The organism is Pedobacter hiemivivus (assembly GCF_005144565.1).
Taxonomy (GTDB): Bacteria; Bacteroidota; Bacteroidia; order Sphingobacteriales; family Sphingobacteriaceae; genus Pedobacter; species Pedobacter hiemivivus.
In genome coordinates, this window is record NZ_SWDX01000010.1 from 126419 (window position 1) to 147047 (window position 20629).

Here is a 20629-nt window from a genome sequence, read left to right on the forward strand (position 1 = left end):
CCGTCAATTAACGAAATCAATATGAATGTCAATATTTTTAAAAGATTACTGATCCTTTCTATAATTTACTTTTTAAACATCCAGTTTTCCAATGCCCAGAAAGTGGACAATTATACGGTTGATATCTGTATCTACGGCGGCAATTCGGCCGGTGTAATTGCGGCCTATAGTGCAAAAAAACTGGGAAAAACTGTTTTGCTGATTGAGCCAGGCAAAAATTTGGGAGGATTAAGTTCCGGGGGATTAGGCTATACAGACATAGGAAATAAGAATGTGGTAACTGGTCTTTCTAAGGATTTTTACCGCAGAATTGGATCACATTATGGAAAGCTTGAACAATGGATTTTTGAGCCGCATGTGGCAGAAAACATCTTTAAGGATTACATTAACCGGGCTGCTGTAGATGTGTTGTATGATTATAGGCTTTCGGGCGTAACCAAGATTAACAATACGATTAAATCTATCACAATTGAACCTTCTGGGGAAGCTTTAAAACTAAAACATAAAGTTGTAAATGCTAAAGTATTTATAGACTGTAGTTATGAGGGTGATTTAATGGCAAAGGCAAAAGTGACTTATACTGTAGGACGTGAGGCCAATTCAAAATACAATGAAACCTATAACGGGGTTCAGTTGTTGGATGGACATCAGTTTCCGGATCACATCGATCCATATCGCATTAAAGGAGATTCTACAAGTGGATTAATTTGGGGAGTGAGCAAAAATCGCTTAATGCCACAGGGCTCGGGTGATCATAAAGTTCAATCTTATAATTATAGAATTTGTTTGACGGACGACCCTAAGAATCGCATCGCGATACGGAAACCAAAAGGATATGACAGCACACAATTTGAGCTGCTGGTAAGGTTAATGGAGAAGCAGAGAGATAAAGTACAACTGAAAGATTATTTTATCTGGAGTGCAATGCCTAACCGCAAAACGGACATCAACAATCGCAATGGGTTTTCTACTGATATGATTGGTCTTAATTTTGCCTATCCTGATGGAGATTATACCGTTAGAAAAAAATACATTGATGATTTAACAGGGTATACAAAGGGTTTATTGTACTTTTTTGGTCATGATAAAAGGGTGCCCTTGGAGCTTAGAAACGAAATGTCGCAATGGGGATATCCAAAAGATGAATTTAAGGGAAATAATAACTGGTCGCATCAGGCTTACATAAGGGAGGCCAGGAGAATGGTGGGCGCATATGTGGTTAGTCAGGCAAATTGTGTTGGTGAATCCGTAGCTGAAGATGGAATTGCGTTGGCGGCTTATAATATGGACTCTCATAATACTGACCGTATGGTTATTAACCACATGGTTAAAAATGAGGGTAATGTCGAGATTCCGGGCTTGTCGCCATATCCGATTAGTTACAGAGCTTTAGTGCCTAAAGAAGAGGAATGCCGCAACCTGATTGTACCGGTATGTTTATCGGCCAGCCACATTGCCTATGGCTCAATCAGGATGGAGCCAGTATTTATGGTGCTTGGACAAGCGGCAGCTGTAGCGGCAAATTTAGCGGTAGATCAAAAAGTCGCGGTGCAGGGTGTTGATTATCGCAAGATCAATGAGCGGTTGTCTAAAGATCCATTGATGGATGGTAGTTATCCCGAGCTTATTGTTGACAACCTTTCAAAAGAGGTAAAAACAGAAGGTGAATGGGGCTTGAGAAAAGGTCGTTCATATGGACCTAATGCACTTTATCACAATCAGAAAAGTGATGCTGCCGCATCTGTTACTTTTTACGCGAATGACTTGAAAGCTGGTCATTATGAGTTGTTTAGCTACCATCCGATAGTAAACAATGGTGCTGCGACAACTGAATTGCAAGTGTTTGATGGTGTTGATCAGCATAAGTATACGATTGTAAAAGCCGATATTAATGTGCTTGGACAAACATCAGGCGAGTGGGTGTCATTGGGTAAGTACAATTTTAAAGGAACCGGGAAGGCTTTTGTTAAAGTTATTGGTCATAAAGTTGGTGGTGTAGTGGTAGCTGATGCGATATTATTTAAACCATTAAAGGCTGGGAAATAATGGGATAGATATTTAGTTGTGATGGGGTAACCTGCACACCCATCACAACTATTCAAACAATAAGGCGACAGGAATGTTTTTGTTAAACATCGGCTAAAATGAGCGACAATAACAATACGAACAACAAATTTCCATTACTGAGCAGGATTTCATATTTAATGGATGAGCAGTTTAGATTCCCAGGTACGAAACTTCGTTTTGGGCTAGATCCTATATTTAATTTAATTCCTGTTGCAGGCGATATGGCCGGACTGGTCATTTCAGCCGGATTGCTGCTCGCCATTGCTAAAAAGGGAGCAAGTAACAAACTGGTCGTATTAATGTTGCTAAATATTTTACTGGATGCAACAATAGGTGCCATACCAATTGTTGGTCAAATCTTTGACTTCTTTTTTAAAGCCAATTCCCGGAATATTGGATTAATGAAAGCACACTACCTGGATGGTAAGCATCAGGGGAGCGGCAAAAACACGATTATAATTGTAATTGTTGTACTTGTCCTCATGTCGGCTTTACTGTGTTATGGGGTGTACCACCTGGCAGTATGGTTGTGGACAGCGATTCAGATATAATTATTCTTTGATTTCTATTATTCCGTTCCTGTATAAGTCCAATGCTTTTTGCAAAACGCCATTAATTGTCTTTATCGGCAAATCTTTGATTGGATTAACCCTGAAAATCTTCATTCGGGAACGGTCGCCTTGTTCTAGTTGGGGATGGTCTAGGTATTTCCCTTCTACGATCAGAATATAAGGTTCGTCCGTTTTTTTATCCGTCCACAAATAGCAAAACATTTTCTTTTTATAGCAAAAGCAGGGCATTCCATATTTCTGCGTTTCGGTAATGTTTTCATCTTGCTCAAGAATAATACTTCGCAGCGCAAGTAGGCAGCTTTTGTTCGGCTCTTCTTTTTTCAGATAGTAGTTTTGAAGTTCTTCTAGCATTTTTTCCTATTTTACAGTTACTGTTTACAGGAATGTTGGGTAGCATTCTTATAACGAATTTACTGAATTAAAACAGGCTTTCCACTTGCCTATCTTTTATGCATAGGACAGAAATATTTGTTCTTTGTAAAACAAAAATGTCGGAAGATAAATCTTCCGACCATGATTGGGCTTAAGCCTTTTTTTTATTTCTTAATTTTCAGTTATCTGATAGATAAGAAATAATAAAATTATTTTGAAATGATATCAATGATAACAGTCCTGTTGTAAAAACGTTCTTCAGGGAGGTTATTATTAAACGGTGCACTATCCTCTCCTGAACCCAGGGTTTGAAACCTCAAATTACTTTTTCCTGCTTTGGTCGATGCATGCTCAAGTATATGTTGTGCCTGCTCGGCACGCTTTTGAGAGAGCTTACTGTTATAATCTTCACTGCCGATGATATCAGTATAGCCATGAATAGTAATAGCAGAACCATTACTAATCAAAGGTGCGACCACTTCAGTTAAAAACTGTTCGTAAGCAGCTGCGGTATTTGCTTTGTTAAAATTGAACAAAACACTATACCTAAGCCCGGTTTGAAGTATTTCCTGTTGGCTTTGTAACTGAACTGAACTTTCCTTTTGTGTTATAGTCCCTTCTTTTGTTTCACCCAGCATCACTACTTTATAAACACCTTTTTCGTTGGTGCCAAGTATGCGTTGTGCAGCTATGCTTTCCTGGTTTTTAGTAAAAGGACCGAAATGTTGAACCTTTCCCTGTTGGTCCGTTAAATCTATAGTATAAGATTTGAGCAGTTCAGTTGCACGGTTTATGTTAAATACAACATGGCTGTCCATTGGGTCTGCTTGCGTTGTATTGATCTGCACCGGCTTCATCATTCCACCCCCTATTTCCATCATCAATTTATCGGATGTACTTTGAATGTCGACCCTGCGATCTCCAGCTCTTAATAATTCCAGTTCCTTTGTGCCACCAGGTTGTTCAGAAGGATCAACCGGCTTGGTACGGCCATTTATTGCAATTTTTGATTCTGGAATTTCAAATACCGTTGTCAGGTAGTTTTTTACAGCAGCCGCAAATTTCCTACCCTCATCAGGACCAGCTTTTGAAGCACCACTTAAAGTGATGCTAATCTCAGGATTGGCTTTCATACGGGCACCGACAATGTTCAAGATATTATAATAAACCGATAACTGCCTCACCGAACGTCCTGACATATCTGCTACAACTTCATTTTGAAGCTGTGATTCTTTAAAATCAACGGCTTGATTTTTTGAAAGCAGGGTGTAGCGGCCAGGTAGGGCGGTACTTCCTTCATCAAAAAATACATAGTTTAGTAATGGTAACGTTTCGCTCACCGCATTTTTTACCAGGAATTCTTTTGGTGCACGTACGGAGAAACTCACTTCCTGCACAGGGGCTACCGGAGCCGGTTCACTTGTGCGCGCTACTTTTCTGGCTTTTCCAAATTTTAAGGCTACACCGGCACGTACTGTTGTGATCGACCAGCTTTCGATCTCTCTTACATCTTGTCCGAAGTAAGGATGATAGGAAACAAAGGGAGAAATCACAAACCTTGTGTTGCTTTCCGGAGCAGAAACGGGGATATCATATCCTATTCCTACCTGAGCGGAAATTAAGGTTTTACGTACCTCCGAAAATTCAGCATTGGTATTGGGTTGTTTAAGCTGGGTGTAATTAAAATCTTTCTGTAAATTCATGGCCACACGCGGACCGGCGAAGAGGTAGAAATTACCTCCGCCAGGACTAAATTTAAGTGAAGGTTCTACCGTCAGGTAACTTACATTGGTTTTAAGATCTGCCGGACAATTACATGGGGCGATTACGCCATCAAACTTACCACCGCGCCCGTCATACCCGAAGTTAAGGGCAATACCCCATTTGCTGCTGGGCTGGTATTCAGCCAGTATAGATCCAAATGGGCGAATTCCTTTTCCTTTATGAAACGCTGTTGGAACCATGAGTGAGTTGTTAAGCGTTTGGGTTGTCCCGTCAAAGAAATTGCCGTTGGCTGCTCCTGACACGCCGAACGACCATTTAGGTTTTTCGGTTTGTGCGCTTGCATTTGTGGCGACAAAGGTGATTGCCAGCAAACAAATGAGGACTTTATTTAGGTTTTTATATATGGATAACATAACTGATTTTTTAATTTGTTTGTATGACTAGGGTTGAATAACAGTACTGGCGTTTAAGGTAACAGCAGTTTGTGCCAATAACCTGCCCGTAACTTTTGCTCCTGTGTTTAAAGAGATCAGTGTTTTGCTCAGAATGATCCCGCTAAAATCAGTATTAGATCCAAGTGTCGCTTGTCCGGTAACCACCCAAAATATATTCTTTGCCTGTGCACCGCCTAACAAAGTAATTTTTGCGCTATTGTTGACGGTAAGGTCCTGCGCGATCTGGAATACCCAGGTATCATTAGGTCCGCCTGTTAACGTTACGCCTGCATTTGATATCAGTACACCAGTAGACCATTTATAAAGCCCTGCAGTTAAGATTCTGCCGCTGATATCTCCAGCATATAAGCCTACAATTGGTGCTGGGGTAACTAAGCCATTCGCGGTTGTAAATGCTGTTTCCATATTACTGACTGCTGTTGTCATATTAGCAGGGGTCGGGGCGGCATAATCAGATGCATATACTTTTCCGGTTACAATTGGCGTCTGAGATGATTGACCATTGGTATCCATGATTAAGCCAAAGCCCGTAATGGCTGTTGCAGCTGCCGGACTTACACCTATGTTACCAATAACAGAAGTAATACCAGTGGTAGATATACCAGATTTTGTCAACACCGCAAAATCGCCTGCACCACCCAGATTTATAGCACCTGGTCCAATTCCCACTACCGGGATTGCGGCAAAACTAGCGGTGATATTTTTATTTGAAGTCATGCTTATCGTCAATGGATTCGTAGAGCCTGTAGCATCTACACTCCAACCCGTAAATAAATAGCCTGCATTCGGAACAGCCGTAAGCGTAACCAGTGCTCCGGGGTTATAACTGGCCAGTGCCGGTGTTCTGGTTACCGTTCCATTAATCGCGGTAACAGTTAAGGTATAGGTGTTTAGTGTAAAGTTTGCCACAAACGCCCTGTTGCCTGCTAAAGCAAATGTATAGCTTGGACTTGTAGACACGGGAAGCCCGGTGGTTTTATCCGTCCAGTTGGTAAAGGTATAACCTGGATTTGCAGCAGATGTAATGGTAACCGAAGTGGCTGAAGGATATGATCCTTCGCCGTTGGTTGTACCGCCTGCAACAGGGTTGGAGGTTAAAGTTACTGAAAACTGAGCAGCCGGGATCGCCCTGTAATTGGCAACCAGAGTCCTGTTTGCAATGATTGTGAACTGATAACTTGAACTTGCAGATACGGCGTTACCATTTTCTGTCCAGTTTACAAAAGTATATCCTGCATTGGCAGCCGCAACAACTGTAACAGAAGTACCGATGACATAAGCACCGGAGCCAGTGGTTGTACCACCTGCAGCAGGACTGGATGATAAGTTGACCGCAAAGTTACCCGGAGGGATCACCGTAAAGTTTGCAATTAAATTTCTGTTGTTTGTAATGGTAAACTGGTAGCTCGAACTATTAGAAACTACGTTGCCATTCTCTGTCCAGCTGGTAAAAGTATAGCCTGCATTAGGTACTGCAGTAACCGCAACCGATGAGTTCAACGCAAATGTCCCTGCACCTGAAAGCACGCCGCCAATAGCGGGACTTGCCGTTAGGCTTACTCCAGGAATCGTTGTAAAGCTCCATAAATAGTTACTCTCCATAGTGGTATGAAATACATCCTTTGCTCCGGTAGTAACGGTGCCTGAGTATAATAAAAACGGGCTAAGCGGTACATTGGGCGTAAAAGTGAATACTTTCAAATCTGCTGTCGGCGAAATCTTACCGATAATGACGGTTGCGCCTTGCTTTATAGTAAGTGTCTGGTTATTTATAGTGGTAGAATCCATATCCGTATTAAAGGTTATAGAAATCACCTTGTTCAAAGGTACGTCAACAGCCTTGTCCATGGGATCAGTTGAAACAACAACCGGACAAAGCCCAATGATTTCATCTTTGAAATCATCCTTTTTGCAGGCACCAATAGTAGTGAGAAGCATTAAAATACCCAAAAATAGCATTTGATACATTTTTGAATGGCGCGGGAGTTTGCGCACGGAATTGCCCCCCTGGATTTGAGTAAAGTTATTTTTCATAATTATTTGATAAACTTGGATAAGAATCTTCCAACCGGGCTTGGTAATTTGAAATAATAGGGGAGATGATTAGTCTTCAAGTACAGCCACACTTGCAAAGGAAGTGCCTGTAATTTTTCTGAAGTAACTAATCCAGCTTACTTTCAATAAACCCGCTAACAATAAGAAATAACGTTACGCAGCTAGCGTACTATTCTAATTAATGGTCTTGCAGAGAGATTATGTTACTTAATTAGGTAATTTGTAAACTATTGATAATATCATTAAATTTTTAATAAAATAATTTAATGATCTGTTTATAGGACTATTGTGTAACAATCCAACTATATTTTAAATTTTATCTGATAAATTGATTGACAATCTAATCTGTCGCATCCTATTTCAAATAGTTCAGTCGAGTCAACGCAATTCTTAAATTAATGTAAAAATTTCTATAATTGATCAAACTGCTTTGAATGAATATATAAATGCTTAATATTGAACAATTTTCTGTTTGAATCTATAAACAGAATTGTTGGGGAACAAAAAGATCGTGAAAAAAGGCAAAGATTTAATAGTGGATTGGGAATCATTCATTCAGAATGGAGACCAGTCTTCTTTTTATGATTTATACTCCCATTATCACGATTACCTTACTTATCTGGGGCTAAAGAAAGGTGCAAATCCTGAAAAAACGAAAGACTGTGTAAATGACCTCTTTTTGTATATTTATGAAAACAGACAAAAATTAGGTCATATTCTTAATCACCATAATTATTTAGTCACTTGTTTCCTTCGGAAGTTATTGCGCAAACAGCATTTTAGCGCTGAAGAAAGTCTTGATCTTTTAAATTTTGAAGATACACTTGTACATCCTTCTGTTGAGGCGTTGCATATACAGCAGCATGCTAATGCTAGTGTTACCTCACTTTTAAAATCTTATATCGATCGGCTTTCGGAGAGCCAGACCAGATTGATCTATCAAAAGTTTTATCTAGGGCTCTCTTATGATGAAATTTCTGAATCTAATCAGATTACTGTTAAAACAGCCTATAATACCATTTACAATGCTGTAGAAAGGCTTAAAAAGATAATTGGAGAGGAAGGAGTTGGGCCGTTGTCTATTCTTCTTTCCCTGCTTTCACTATTAATTTTATTTTATTTAAAAAATTCATAGGTAATATTTCAAATTTCTGCTCTATTGTTTAAAGTTTAATAAAATTAAATGCTAGGTAAAGATATTCTGGAGCTGGTAAATCAGGAGAGTTTTCTCAATTATTGTTTTAAAAGGAACAGTGATGATGTACAGTATTGGGAAGAATGGTTGCAAAAAAATCCTGAGGATAGGAAGCAAATTGATGACTTCAGAAAAATGCTAATATCGATGGGGCAGGAATCCAGAAAACGGGTCAACGATGCAAACTTTGCGGAATTGCAGCATAAAATAGCCCAATCTAAAGTAAATATTAATCCAAAATCATATCCACTCTGGAAAAGATGGGGGATTGCAGCTGCTGCGGTTTTACTAATAGTTGGCGGAGGACTGTTTATCAGTCAAAATACGGGTGAGATTGTAGATATAGTAAATGCAAAGGATATTTCTCCAGGGGGAAATAGTGCGATTCTGATACTGGCAAATGGTCAAAAGGTTGACCTGGAACAGGTAGCCAATGGAGGCGTAATGAGTCAGTCTGGAATTAAAGTTGTTAAAAAGGCAGATGGGCAGATTATTTATGAGATTTCCGATGTAGCTGAAAAAACTGCCTCAGATCAATACAATACCATAGAAACTCCAATAGGTGGACAATATCAGGTTAATCTTTCTGATGGTACAAAGGTCTGGCTAAATTCTGGATCATCGTTACGTTATCCAGTTAAATTTGTTGGTGCATACCGTAACGTGGAGCTCAAGGGAGAAGGTTATTTTGAGGTGTCAAAAAATAAGGCAATGCCATTTAAGGTAAATAACTCCAGACAAACAGTTGAGGTTTTGGGCACACATTTTAATATAATGGCATATGCAGATGAGCCAGTGGTTAAAACTACACTCTTAGAGGGAGTTGTAAAGGTAAGTGCTGGAAAGGCTAGTGCTTTACTTGCGTCTGGACAACAGAGTAAACTTGAGGGGGCTAAGGTCAATGTAATTGATCATGTTGACCTGGAGGATGCGGTGGCATGGAAAAATGGTTATTTTAAATTTAATGAAAGTCTGGAAAGTATCATGAGTAAAATCTCTCGCTGGTATGGTGTTGAGGTGATTTACGAGACGATTCCAGAACGTGATTTAACTTATTCGGGCAAAATATCAAGGTCCAGGAACATTTCAGCTGTTTTAAAAATCATTGGATTTAACAGTGATGTTCGCTTTAAGATTGAAGGAAAAAAAGTCTACGTTATCAAATAATAAAAAGAGAATCAATTCAGTATTAAACCTAAACCAACAAACATGAAAAAATATCTACAAAAGCCCATTCGATAGCAAACGGAAGGAAAAAACCAGAAGTGCCTGGAAGCACCTCTGGCTGAGTAAGACCTTCATTAATAAATTAATTATCAACTATTTATTGCAACTGCTCTAAGATTCGAAGCCTGAGGCATGTTGCATAAAGCCAAACCAAAACAAATGTATAGAATTTATACTAAGAAAATTGGTGTGCCCGAAGGGTATCTCCGAAAAATGTTGTTTATTATGCGATTAACCACCGTTATACTGATATCGTCGCTAATGCAGGTATCTGCAATAGGTTTTGCACAAAAAATTACACTCAGCAAAACCAACGTCCCGCTTACTCAGATTATTAATGAGATTAGGAACCAAAGTAAATATGACTTTTTTTATAGCAACGAATTGCTAAGAAAGGCCAATCCTGTAACCATTCATGTTAAAGAAGCTTCTTTAGAGGAAGTTTTGGCTATTTGTTTTCGTAACCAACCGCTGGTTTATAAGGTTGAGGACAAGGCCGTCATGCTTAAAGAGAAAGAATCAACCTTTCTGGATAAAGTTATTTCGGCTTTTGCCGATGTAGATGTACGGATAATTGTAACCGACGAAAGTGGGCTGCCTTTGCCAGGTGCTACGGTTGCTGTTAAGGGGACGAACCGTAAGGTTGTAGCTGGAGCTGGAGGGGTAGTCCTGTTGACTAAGGTTGATAGTAAGGCAATTTTTGTGGTCACTTATTTAGGCTATACAATGCAGGAGGTAAAGCTTAAAAAAGATCAGTCTGCCATAACCGTAAAAATGGAGCCAGAAGAAAACAAAATGGATGATGTAGTAATTACAGGTATTTTTAAGCGGACTAAGGAAAGTTACACTGGTGCTGCAAAAACAATTACTGCGGCAGAACTAAGACAATTTCAGGGACGTAATATATTTACTACATTGGGTAATATTGATCCGGCATTCAATGTAATTACTAGTAATGCTTTTGGTTCTGATCCAAACAGAATTCCTGATATTCAAATCAGGGGCTCAAAAAGTTTACCGAATATTAATCAGCTGACAGATCAAACCGCGGGAGCATTGAATCTTCCTCTTATTATATTAGATGGATTTGAGACAACCATGCAACGTATGATGGATTTGGATAACAACGAAATTCAATCCATTACTATATTGAAAGATGGTTCTGCCACGGCTCAATACGGTTCTCGTGGAGCAAATGGGGTAGTTGTAATTACAACAAAAGAGCCGATCCCCGGAAAACTGCGCGTTACTTATCGGGTTGGATTAAATTTAAGTGTACCCGACCTTGAGAGTTATAATTTGTTGAACTCAAAGGATAAGTTGGAATTAGAGCGTTTATCTGGTTATTATGAAAGTCCGACTAAAACACCAGACCAGAATATAAAAATGCAACAATATTATAATCAGGTTTTAGGGCAGGTTCTTAAAGGAGTAAATACCGACTGGATGTCTATTCCATTGCGTACGCAAATTGATCAAACACACAATTTAAAAGTGGAAGGAGGCGACCAGACGTTCAGGTATGATATGGCATTACAATATAACAATATCAACGGAGTGATGAAGGAGTCTGGCCGGAATACTTTTAATGGTACTGTGAACTTAAGTTACAGACTTAACAATCTTACTTTCCGTAATAATTTAGTGATTGGTCATACCAAATCCAATGAGTCACCTTATGGTTCATTTTCAGATTATGTAGTGTTGAATCCTTATTGGGAACCATATGATGCTGCAGGAAGACCAGTGCAATTCTTTACACCGTTTAATGCGGATGTTATGAGTATAAACGGAAAGCATCCAAATAAACCATACGCTAGTCCATTGTATGATGCGACATTGAATGTGTTTGACATAAAGAATAACACCAGTATTACCAATAACTTTCAACTTGAATACCGTCCGATAAGAGAACTTACGTTAAGTAGTGGAATTGGCGTAACAACAAACATGATTGATCGTGACAGCTTTAAGCCAGCAGACCACTCTTCCTTTGCAGGCTATAAACCTGAAGATGTATTTAAAAGAGGTAGTTATGATTATGCCAGCGGAAAAGACTTTAGTTATACGGGAAATGTTCGAGCAGCTTTTTATAAGACTTTTGCAGATATTCATCAAATTTCTGCAGGTGCGCAATTAGATGTGTCTGAGAGTAACTCTAAATATTACACTTTCGGCTTACAGGGTTTCCCTGATCAATCTATTGATTATTTAGCGTTAGCACTTCAATATAAAGAGAATTCAACTCCTAGTGGTTCACAGTCTACTAAGCGAAGAGTGGGGATGTCATCATTTGCAAACTATATGTTGGATAATCGGTATATGGTTGATTTTTCTTATAGTGTTGACGGAGCCTCTCAATTTGGTGTAAACCGCCGTTTTGCTCCTTTCTGGTCTACAGGTCTTGGGTGGAATCTACATAATGAATCTTTCATCAAGGATCATCTAAAGTTTATAAATCATTTGAAAATGAGGGCGACTTATGGTTCTACTGGATCTACTCAATTTGATGCCTATCAAGCACTAGGTACCTACAGTTATATCATGAATGATAGATATAAAAGCTGGGTAGGTGTGCGTCAAAATGAATTGGGAAATGCAGATTTGGAATGGCAGACTACAAATAAATACAATGCAGGTTTAGAATTAGGTCTGTTTAATGATAGAATAAGGTTGACTACAGACGCATATCTGGAGAGAACCTCAAATTTACTTTCTTCAATGGACCTGCCATATGCTAATGGATTTAGCAGCTATAATGAGAATATAGGTCAAGTAGAGACACGTGGTGTTGAGGTTGGTGTAAATGCGTTTCTGATCAGAGACAATGAACGTAGAATTTCATGGTCTGTTAGTGGAAATATTGCTTATGGTGAGGATAAGATTGTTAAATTATCTGAAGTAATGAAGGCGGCAAATGAGAAATTAGCTCTGGATACTAAGAATACAAGTACTCCAAACAAGATTATCCGGGAAGGAACTTCTCAAAATACTATTTATGTAGTTCGTTCACTGGGAATTGACCCAAGTACAGGAAAAGAACTATTTTTAAACAAGGATGGTGGTGTAACTTATCTTTGGGATCCAAAAGATCGTGTTGCGGCAGGTGTTGGTCAGCCTAAATATAGAGGTAATTTTAATACGATGGTACGTTACCGCAATCTATCAGTAAGTGCTTCTTTTGGTTTCCGTTTTGGAGGTCAGTTGTACAACCAAACGGTAGTTGATAAAGTAGAGAATGCAGATCGCATAATGAATGTGGATGCCCGCGTTTATAATGATCGTTGGAAACAGCCAGGAGACATTAGTCTTTACAGAGGTTTAAATGAGACTATAAACTTAAATGCTTCTTCTCGTTTTGTTCAGAATGAAAATACGTTAACCTGTCAAAATGTTTATGTGTCTTATGATGTGCTGGATAAAAAATTCTTACGTCGATTCGGTATGAATTCACTGTCATTATCGGCTAATACAGGAGAGCTTTTCTACATTTCTACAGTTCCCCAGGAACGTGGAACCTCTTATCCGTTTACCAGACAGTTCTCTTTGTCATTATACACATCGTTTTAAAAATTAGAACCATGAAAAGAATACTAACAACTATTATATTATTGAGTATTTTAAGCACTAGTTGCAAGAAATTTCTTGATGTTCGTCCACAAGGTAAATCTACTCAGGAGGAATTATTTAAAACACAGAAAGGATTCCGTGATGTGTTAACAGGTGCCTATATTCGGATGAAAGGTGGCAGCATTTATGGAGGTGATATGATGTGGGGTAATGTAGAGTATTTGGCAATCAACTGGGATAATCCCAATTCTGCTAATATCTCGCGGACCAAATTAATTAACGGTGATTATACAGATCAAACTGTTAAGGACTGGTTTAGCAGTACATATGAAAATTTATACAAGGTTATAGCAGATGTAAATGGTATTTTAGAAAACATTGATGCAAAAAAAGCTGTTTTCACTGGAGGTAATTATGAGATTGTAAAAGGTGAAGCGCTTACATTACGTGCTTTTTGTCACTTTGATGCATTGCGTATGTTTGGGCCTTTACCAACAAATATAACTGCCAATGGTGTTCTGCCTTATGTAAAAACAGTTACTAAAAATACCCATCTTCCATTAAGTTATGTTGAATTTGCAAAGTCTATCTTGGCGGATCTTGAGGAAGCAGAAGCTTTACTAAAAGATGTTGATCCGATCCGGAAATATTCTATTGCACAATTAAATTCAACTGTTACTCCTGTAGTTAATGATCCTTATTTACAATACCGACAGGTTAGGATGAATTATTATGCCGTGCTGGCCTTAAAGGCACGTGTGTATTTATGGTTGGTACCATTAGATAATGCGAACAAACAAAATGCTGCCAGATACGCCAAAATGGTAATTGATGCAGTAGATGATAACGGAGCGCATACTTTTAGGTTAGGTGTAGAAACCGATCGTGCTGCAGAGGATTATACAATGTCGGCAGAGCATATATCAGCCTTAAGTGTATATAATCTTGAAGACATAGCCAATTCATCATTTGGAAAAGATGGAGGTCTTCTTCGTATAGATTACCCAAGTGGTGACGGATATTTTTATTTGAATAATCTTTTTCCTCCTTCAGAGCGATTGGCTGATATACGATGGAAGGATATGTGGACACTTAAAGCATCTACTCAAGTGATGTATAAAAAGTTTATACAGAAAAAAGGATTGCCAGATTACCAAGTGCTTCAAATTCCATTGCTTCGTTTAAGTGAAATGTACTTGATCGGTACAGAATGTGCAGAGTCAAAGACTGAGGCGGAAGGAATTTATATTGCTTATTGTGTAAAAAAGGGAATTCCTTTTACCTCATTTAATGTGAATGACTGGACTGGAGATCGCAGAAATAAAATGATTAGGGAATATGTACGTGAATTTTATGCAGAGGGACAAAGCTTCTTTACTTTTAAGCGGTATAATGTAACCACTTTACCATCGGGCTGGACCGGTTCGTATTATAATGCAAAGCCAGAAAGGTATTTAATTCCAAAACCCGACCGTGAAATATCTTATACCAATAACTAATTAAAAAGATGAAAAGATTAATATATTTTGTACTGATCTATCTGGTAGCTGTTGTTACCGGATGTTCTAAACCAAAAGGGTTGTTGTATAGTGATATAGCACGTGTACAATTGAATGATACCTCTACAGTAAATAATACTTTTTTTTATGAGCCGGCAACCGTTACACGGGATACTGTTTATATTAAAGTGAACACAATAGGTCCAATCGCAAATTTTGACAGGGCTGTAAATTTAATGCCTGTTGTTGAACAGGGTGTACTCAATCCTGCTATTCCTGGTGTACACTATGTTCCTTTAGACGATCCATCATTAAAAAAAATGATGGTTGTTAAGGCTAATGCAGTGGTAGCCATGATCCCTATCATCATGCTGCGTGATCCAAGTTTGAAAGTGCAAAGTGTTCGTTTACGACTGGGACTGGTTGCGAATGACCAGTTTGGTTTGGGCCAAGTAAAAGACAGGAGTTGTACCGTTTTGTTTTCTGACCGTTTAGAGCGTTTTTTTTCCTGGCGAGTAGATAGTTATCTTGCTGCGGCTTTCAGTTCGTTCGGGAAATATAGTACAGGTAAACACCAATTTATGTACGACACGCTAAAAGAGCGCGTTGATGAGGAATGGTACCAGGCTATTGCCAAGATTGGTGGACAACAGCATTATAAAAACTTATTAAAAGCCAGGCTTGAAATATTTAATGCTGATCCGGCCAATTTAGCAAGTGGTAAGGCTCCTTTAAGAGAAACAAGCAATCCCACTAGTCCTATAGTAGCGTTCCCATAACTGGCATCAGAAATAACAAGAACACATGGTTATAAGACCATGTTTAATTTAATAATTAAATAATAATATATACTGATGAAAAAAATATATATTTTAATCATAGGTTTATTTTGCATTCTTACCTATTCATGTGTAAAAGATAAGAATCAATTTAAGCCTGATCTTGCCACACCTGTTGTAAATGGTTTTGAAAAAACTTACAGCGTATATACTTTTCAAGATGTATTGAAAATTAATCCTACGGTTGCAAATGAGTCGGACTACGATTATTTCTGGACTTTATTTACTAGTAACTATACTCCTTCTGCAGGAGTTGTTCCACGTGGAGACACGCTTTCGAGGACTAAAGACTTAACATATGAAGTAAAAGTTAATCCAGGAGATTATTTTCTGGTATTCAATGTAAAAAACAAAAAAACCGGAATAACACAAATGATCAGTAGTAACGTTTCTGTTTCAACGTTAACAATGAACGGATGGTATTTGTTAAAAGATGATGGTGTTAATACGGACTTTGATTTCATTCATGCAAACGGCAGAATAGATAACTGGATGGCTCACTTTAACGGAGGGCAAAGTTTACTGGGTAAATCAGTAAAATCTATATTCTCCAGCGGATTTAAAACAGGCATCAATTCTAACGAGCTTTTCAACGTATTAGTTGTTTTGTCTGATAAGGATGCCGGTATTTATCGGATCGATAATGGGAAAAAACTTATGGGATTTGAAAATATGTTCTTTACAACGCCTGCTGTTAGAAAACCGCAGAACATTTTACAACCAATGGGAAATAATTATTTGAATCTGATTAATGATGGTAAAGTATATACCATGGTAAAAGGAGCGTATTTCGCTGACCCTCCAATAGCTAATTTTAAAGTAGCACCTGTCGCTGCAATTGGCGCAATGGGCATTGCTTTTGATGACAATTCCAAGTCTATCATTGGTATCAATGATGCTAATTATTATCCTTTGGGAGCCCATGCTGATCTGATTAAAAATCTGGATGCGGAAATTGTTTGGATGGCCGGTTATCCTGCTGTTAGGAATGTGGCTATTGCATTATTTAGGAAAAAAAATGGTGAAGGCTACCTGGCAAGGTTGAATACATCTTATGGACAATTTACTGGTCCACCTTCTCCAAATAATGCGGCATTAGTACGAGACACAAAAACCGTTCCTCAGGCACATGGCTTGATGTCAGCGGATATAATTGGTGGTAATTATGACTCAGATTATATCTATTACGCCAAAGAAAACAAGGTTTATTTAACAGATGCTGTTTCTTTGCAAGAAACACTGGAGTTCGCACTTCCTGTAGGAGAAACGGTGACTTGTATACAACATATTAAATATCCACAGCCGGCAGGTAACGTTGAAAAATATACTACAGATTATTTGGTGATTGCGTCTTACGTTGCAGGCAAGTATAAGGTGTGGTTACATAAAATCAGTACTACTGGAACAATCCAGACACTTGATAAGCCAAACTTTGAAGGTCAGGGTAAGGTTACTAGTATCAATTACATGGAAAAAGGAAGCGGAAGCCGGACTTTTTAATCAATAAACACACAAACACAAAAACATAAATGAAACTAAAATTGAACTTCACCCTGTTAGCCTGTATGCTAACAGGGGCTGTTTTTGCGCAGCAGGATCCAGATATGGAATCGCCTGCAATCCAAAAACAAAAAATAGAACTAGAAGCTGCCTTAACGGGTGTACAGGAAAAACTTGTTTTAAGCGAAAAGGCGTATAGAGATGCGCAGACAAAAAAAGTAAAATACGATACCATTGGTTTAGGCGCATGGCGTGCAGAAATGGCTGTTCTTAAAGCGGAAAAGAAAAAAGAACAGGCAGTATTCATTGGTAAACATCCCGATTATTTTATTAGCCTGGTTGCACTGAATGACGTAATTGGACCATTGCCGGCTAATGTGCCTGCACTAAAAAAGTTGTTTAATAAATTGGATAGCAAAGTGCAACAAACACCGACAGGCATTAAAACCAAAACTACGCTGGATAAATTTGAGGCGGTAAGTATTGGAAAAATAGCTCCTTTGTTTGTCGCTCCAGATACTTCAGGAAAAAGCATCGGCCTTGCAGATTATAAAGGCAAATATGTGCTGTTAGATTTTTGGGCAAGCTGGTGTGGACCCTGCAGAGAAGAAAACCCGACAGTGGTAAAAGCATGGCAAAAGTATAAAGACAGAAATTTCGATGTTCTTTCTGTTTCCTTAGACCAGACGGGCAAACGCGACGCATGGTTAAAAGCAATACATGAGGATCAGCTTACCTGGCAGCATGTTTCGAATTTAAAATTTTGGGATGATGATGTTGCTAAATTATACATGATCCGCTCTATTCCCCAAAACTTTCTGATTGATCCTAAAGGGAAAATCATTGCGGTTAACCTGAGAGGTGCGGAGCTTAATCAAAAACTTGCCGAACTTATTCCAGAATCAGCAACCAGAAAATAGTATTTATTTCTTGATGCCTGACCTAAAAATCAGGCAAAACACACACACAAATGTTCAAACCTATTCTACTCACTCTAGCTTTGGGGGCCTTTGCTATGGCCTCAACTGCTCAGAAAAAGAAATCATCCAAATCTGCACCAGTACCTGTTGCAGTGGTAAAAAAAACAGACAGCGTGCCCGGTGCACCAAAGGCCTATAAGGATGTGATCACAGCAAAAGCAAAAACTTCTGTTGGAATGATCAATGTTCATCAGATCGGTCTTAAGTATTATTTTGAAATTCCTGATACCATACTGGGAAGGGAAATGCTTGTGGTAAACAGGATCTCTAAATCTGCAGCAGGACCACGACCACAAATGATGGGATATGCAGGTGATGGTATTGCTGAAAATGTGGTAAGCTTTGAAAAAGGGCCTAATGACCGCATCTTGCTACGCCTCAATTCTTTTAACGAACGATCGGCCGACAGTACTTCAAATGGATTATACAAGTCTGTCCGGAATTCTAATATCCAGCCTATCGTAGCTTCATTCCAGGTTAAGGCATATGGAGGAGATTCCAGTAGTGTTAAAAGTTCGGTTATAGAGATAACTGACTTTATGAATACAGAAAACGAGATTTTCTTCTTTAGTGCTTCCACCAAAGGACTTTTAGGAGTTGGGGGGATTCAGGCAGATAAATCTTATATTACTTCAGTAAGTGCTTTTGCCAAGAATGTAGAGGTTCGCACCGTTCGTACTTATTCAAGGGGGCCTGTTGGTGGGCAGCCTAATAACTCTACCATCCCGGTAACCTATGAACTGAATAGCTCTATGGTATTGCTACCAAAAGTTCCTATGAAAGCCCGTTATGCGGATGCTAGAGTAGGTTATTTTGCACGTGGCTATACAGATTTTGATGGCGATGCTCAGGGGGTAAAGCAGTCGGCCGTAATTGTACGCTGGCGCCTTGAGCCTAAAGATGAAGATATTGAAAAATACAAGCGTGGAGAATTGGTCGAGCCTAAAAAACCGATCGTATATTATATTGATCCTGCAACACCTAAAAAATGGGTGCCTTATTTAATTGCCGGAGTAAACGATTGGCAAAAAGCATTTGAACAAGCAGGTTTTAAAAATGCCATTGTGGCGCTGCCTGCACCAACAAACGACCCGAGTTGGAGTATTGACGATGCTACACATAGCGCCATCGTTTATAAGCCTTCTTCAGTGGCAAATGCCAGTGGACCTAATGTTCATGATCCGCGCAGTGGAGAGATTATAGAAAGCCATATCAATTGGTATCACAATATCATGCAGTTGCTTAGAAACTGGTACATGATACAGGCGGGGCCTTTAGATGCAAGGGCTCGTAAGCCTAAATTTGATGATGCGTTAATGGGCGAATTGATCCGTTTTGTCTCCTCGCACGAAGTTGGACATACTTTGGGGCTGTTACATAACTTTGGATCAAGCTCTACTGTCCCGGTAGAAAAGCTGAGAGACAAAGCTTTTGTGGAAGCGCATGGACATACGCCATCTATTATGGATTATGCCAGGTTTAATTATGTGGCACAACCGGAAGATGGTATTTCGGAGAAGGGTATTTTTCCTAGAATAGGAGATTACGACAAATGGGCCATACAGTTTGGCTATCGTTGGATGCCTGAATTTAAAACTGCAGAAGATGAAACTCCTTACCTGAATAAACTAATCATAGACAGCTTAAGCAGCAATAAACGCCTGTTCTTTGGTGGAGAAAACTTGTATACAGATCCACGCTCGCAAAGTGAAGATATGGGAGATAATGCCATGAAAGCAAGTGCTTACGGTATCAAAAATCTGAAAAGGGTAGTGCCGAATCTGATCACCTGGAACCGTGAACCGAACGAAGGTTATGAGAAGGCCGGTGAAATGTATAAGGAAGTAATCAAACAATACACCCTATATCTAGGCCATGTGATCCGGAATTTTGCTGGTAATTACACCACCTTTAAAAGTGTGGAACAGCCAGGCGGATTATTGGCCCCTGTACCTTATGCGACACAGAAAGAAGCCATGAAATTCATCAATGATCAGTTTTTTAATACACCAACCTGGTTAATCAATAAACAGATATCGGATGTAACAGGTGCTAATCCTGTGAATACCATAGGTAATCTTCAATATGTCGTGTTGATGCGTATGATGGGGTCGGATATTTTTGTGAAAATGATCAATAGGGAAGCGACAGATCCGGTTAAAAATTATACCGTAATGGAGTACCTTAAAGATCTGAAAATGGGTGTTTGGGGAGAGCTTTACAAGCACCAACCGATCGATATTTATAGAAGAAATCTTCAGCAGATTTATATCAGCAATGCTATAAAAACATTTGTTGCCACAACCGAAATTGTGATGACCAATCAATTGGGGGGGATTAATATTTACATGAATCCCGATGTTACTAAATCAGATGGTGCGAGTATCATGCGTGCTCATTTAATAAGTCTTAAGACCGACATCAAAAAAGCGATACCTGTTGCTACTGGTTTAACCAAGCTCCATTTGCAGGAGATGGTGCGTAAGATTGATGTAGGATTAGTGCCAAAAACTCTGGTAACACCAACACCTTAATTCTAAAAAAGATTCTGGGCTAACGGGGCTATAGATTAT

At 39.0% G+C, this 20629-nt stretch carries 13 protein-coding genes; 10 read left to right on the forward strand and 3 right to left on the reverse strand.

Annotation, left to right across the window (positions count from 1 at the left end):
• Positions 1 to 21: 21 nt before the first annotated feature.
• A complete protein-coding gene (locus tag FBD94_RS21505) occupies positions 22 to 2046 on the forward strand; it encodes an FAD-dependent oxidoreductase (protein WP_136881731.1) in 2025 nt (674 codons plus the stop codon).
• Positions 2047 to 2144: 98 nt separating this feature from the next.
• Positions 2145 to 2618, forward strand: coding sequence for a DUF4112 domain-containing protein (locus tag FBD94_RS21510; RefSeq protein WP_131608780.1), 474 nt, complete (start codon positions 2145 to 2147; stop codon positions 2616 to 2618).
• Here FBD94_RS21510 and FBD94_RS21515 read toward each other — a convergent pair whose 3' ends face one another.
• The 3 genes from FBD94_RS21515 to FBD94_RS21525 all read right to left on the reverse strand — a co-directional run bounded on the left by FBD94_RS21515 (position 2619) and on the right by FBD94_RS21525 (position 7225).
• Positions 2619 to 2990: a DUF1801 domain-containing protein gene (locus FBD94_RS21515; RefSeq protein WP_136881732.1), complete on the reverse strand. Its 372-nt coding sequence runs from the start codon at positions 2988 to 2990 to the stop codon at positions 2619 to 2621.
• 230 nt (positions 2991 to 3220) lie between these two features.
• Positions 3221 to 5149, reverse strand: a complete 1929-nt coding sequence (locus FBD94_RS21520; RefSeq protein WP_136881733.1) for an OmpA family protein — start codon at positions 5147 to 5149, stop codon at positions 3221 to 3223.
• 27 nt (positions 5150 to 5176) lie between these two features.
• Complete coding sequence (locus FBD94_RS21525; RefSeq protein WP_136881734.1) at positions 5177 to 7225, reverse strand: ice-binding family protein; 2049 nt, start codon at positions 7223 to 7225, stop codon at positions 5177 to 5179.
• A 532-nt stretch (positions 7226 to 7757) separates the two neighbouring features.
• Between FBD94_RS21525 and FBD94_RS21530 the strand changes: the two genes are divergently transcribed.
• The 8 genes from FBD94_RS21530 (at position 7758) to FBD94_RS21565 (ending at position 20590) form a co-directional block, all read left to right on the forward strand.
• Positions 7758 to 8381: an RNA polymerase sigma factor gene (locus tag FBD94_RS21530; protein ID WP_136881735.1), complete on the forward strand. Its 624-nt coding sequence runs from the start codon at positions 7758 to 7760 to the stop codon at positions 8379 to 8381.
• A 48-nt stretch (positions 8382 to 8429) separates the two neighbouring features.
• Complete coding sequence (locus FBD94_RS21535; protein WP_136881736.1) at positions 8430 to 9608, forward strand: FecR family protein; 1179 nt, start codon at positions 8430 to 8432, stop codon at positions 9606 to 9608.
• A 219-nt stretch (positions 9609 to 9827) separates the two neighbouring features.
• Positions 9828 to 13238: a SusC/RagA family TonB-linked outer membrane protein gene (locus tag FBD94_RS21540; RefSeq protein ID WP_165503589.1), complete on the forward strand. Its 3411-nt coding sequence runs from the start codon at positions 9828 to 9830 to the stop codon at positions 13236 to 13238.
• Between the two features lie 11 nt (positions 13239 to 13249).
• Positions 13250 to 14737 (forward strand): RagB/SusD family nutrient uptake outer membrane protein, encoded by a 1488-nt coding sequence (locus FBD94_RS21545; RefSeq protein ID WP_136881737.1) that lies wholly within the window; start codon positions 13250 to 13252, stop codon positions 14735 to 14737.
• Positions 14738 to 14745: 8 nt separating this feature from the next.
• Positions 14746 to 15516 (forward strand): DUF4843 domain-containing protein, encoded by a 771-nt coding sequence (locus FBD94_RS21550; protein WP_205945252.1) that lies wholly within the window; start codon positions 14746 to 14748, stop codon positions 15514 to 15516.
• 75 nt (positions 15517 to 15591) lie between these two features.
• Positions 15592 to 17076 carry a PKD-like family lipoprotein gene (locus FBD94_RS21555; protein WP_136881738.1) on the forward strand — a complete coding sequence of 495 codons (1485 nt, stop codon included), beginning with the start codon at positions 15592 to 15594 and terminating at the stop codon, positions 17074 to 17076.
• Positions 17077 to 17105: 29 nt separating this feature from the next.
• A complete protein-coding gene (locus FBD94_RS21560; RefSeq protein ID WP_136881739.1) occupies positions 17106 to 17996 on the forward strand; it encodes a peroxiredoxin family protein in 891 nt (296 codons plus the stop codon).
• Between the two features lie 50 nt (positions 17997 to 18046).
• Positions 18047 to 20590 carry a zinc-dependent metalloprotease gene (locus tag FBD94_RS21565; RefSeq protein WP_131608770.1) on the forward strand — a complete coding sequence of 848 codons (2544 nt, stop codon included), beginning with the start codon at positions 18047 to 18049 and terminating at the stop codon, positions 20588 to 20590.
• Positions 20591 to 20629 lie beyond the last annotated feature (39 nt).

Bases quoted from the DNA above. Each gene is read 5' to 3' on its own strand.
- FBD94_RS21505 (WP_136881731.1), top strand. From the start codon at position 22: ATGAATGTCAATATTTTTAAAAGATTACTGATCCTTTCTATAATTTAC.
- FBD94_RS21510 (WP_131608780.1), top strand. From the start codon at position 2,145: ATGAGCGACAATAACAATACGAACAACAAATTTCCATTACTGAGCAGG.
- FBD94_RS21515 (WP_136881732.1), bottom strand. From the start codon at position 2,990: ATGCTAGAAGAACTTCAAAACTACTATCTGAAAAAAGAAGAGCCGAAC.
- FBD94_RS21520 (WP_136881733.1), bottom strand. From the start codon at position 5,149: ATGTTATCCATATATAAAAACCTAAATAAAGTCCTCATTTGTTTGCTG.
- FBD94_RS21525 (WP_136881734.1), bottom strand. From the start codon at position 7,225: ATGAAAAATAACTTTACTCAAATCCAGGGGGGCAATTCCGTGCGCAAA.
- FBD94_RS21535 (WP_136881736.1), top strand. From the start codon at position 8,430: ATGCTAGGTAAAGATATTCTGGAGCTGGTAAATCAGGAGAGTTTTCTC.
- FBD94_RS21540 (WP_165503589.1), top strand. From the start codon at position 9,828: ATGTATAGAATTTATACTAAGAAAATTGGTGTGCCCGAAGGGTATCTC.
- FBD94_RS21545 (WP_136881737.1), top strand. From the start codon at position 13,250: ATGAAAAGAATACTAACAACTATTATATTATTGAGTATTTTAAGCACT.
- FBD94_RS21550 (WP_205945252.1), top strand. From the start codon at position 14,746: ATGAAAAGATTAATATATTTTGTACTGATCTATCTGGTAGCTGTTGTT.
- FBD94_RS21555 (WP_136881738.1), top strand. From the start codon at position 15,592: ATGAAAAAAATATATATTTTAATCATAGGTTTATTTTGCATTCTTACC.
- FBD94_RS21560 (WP_136881739.1), top strand. From the start codon at position 17,106: ATGAAACTAAAATTGAACTTCACCCTGTTAGCCTGTATGCTAACAGGG.
- FBD94_RS21565 (WP_131608770.1), top strand. From the start codon at position 18,047: ATGTTCAAACCTATTCTACTCACTCTAGCTTTGGGGGCCTTTGCTATG.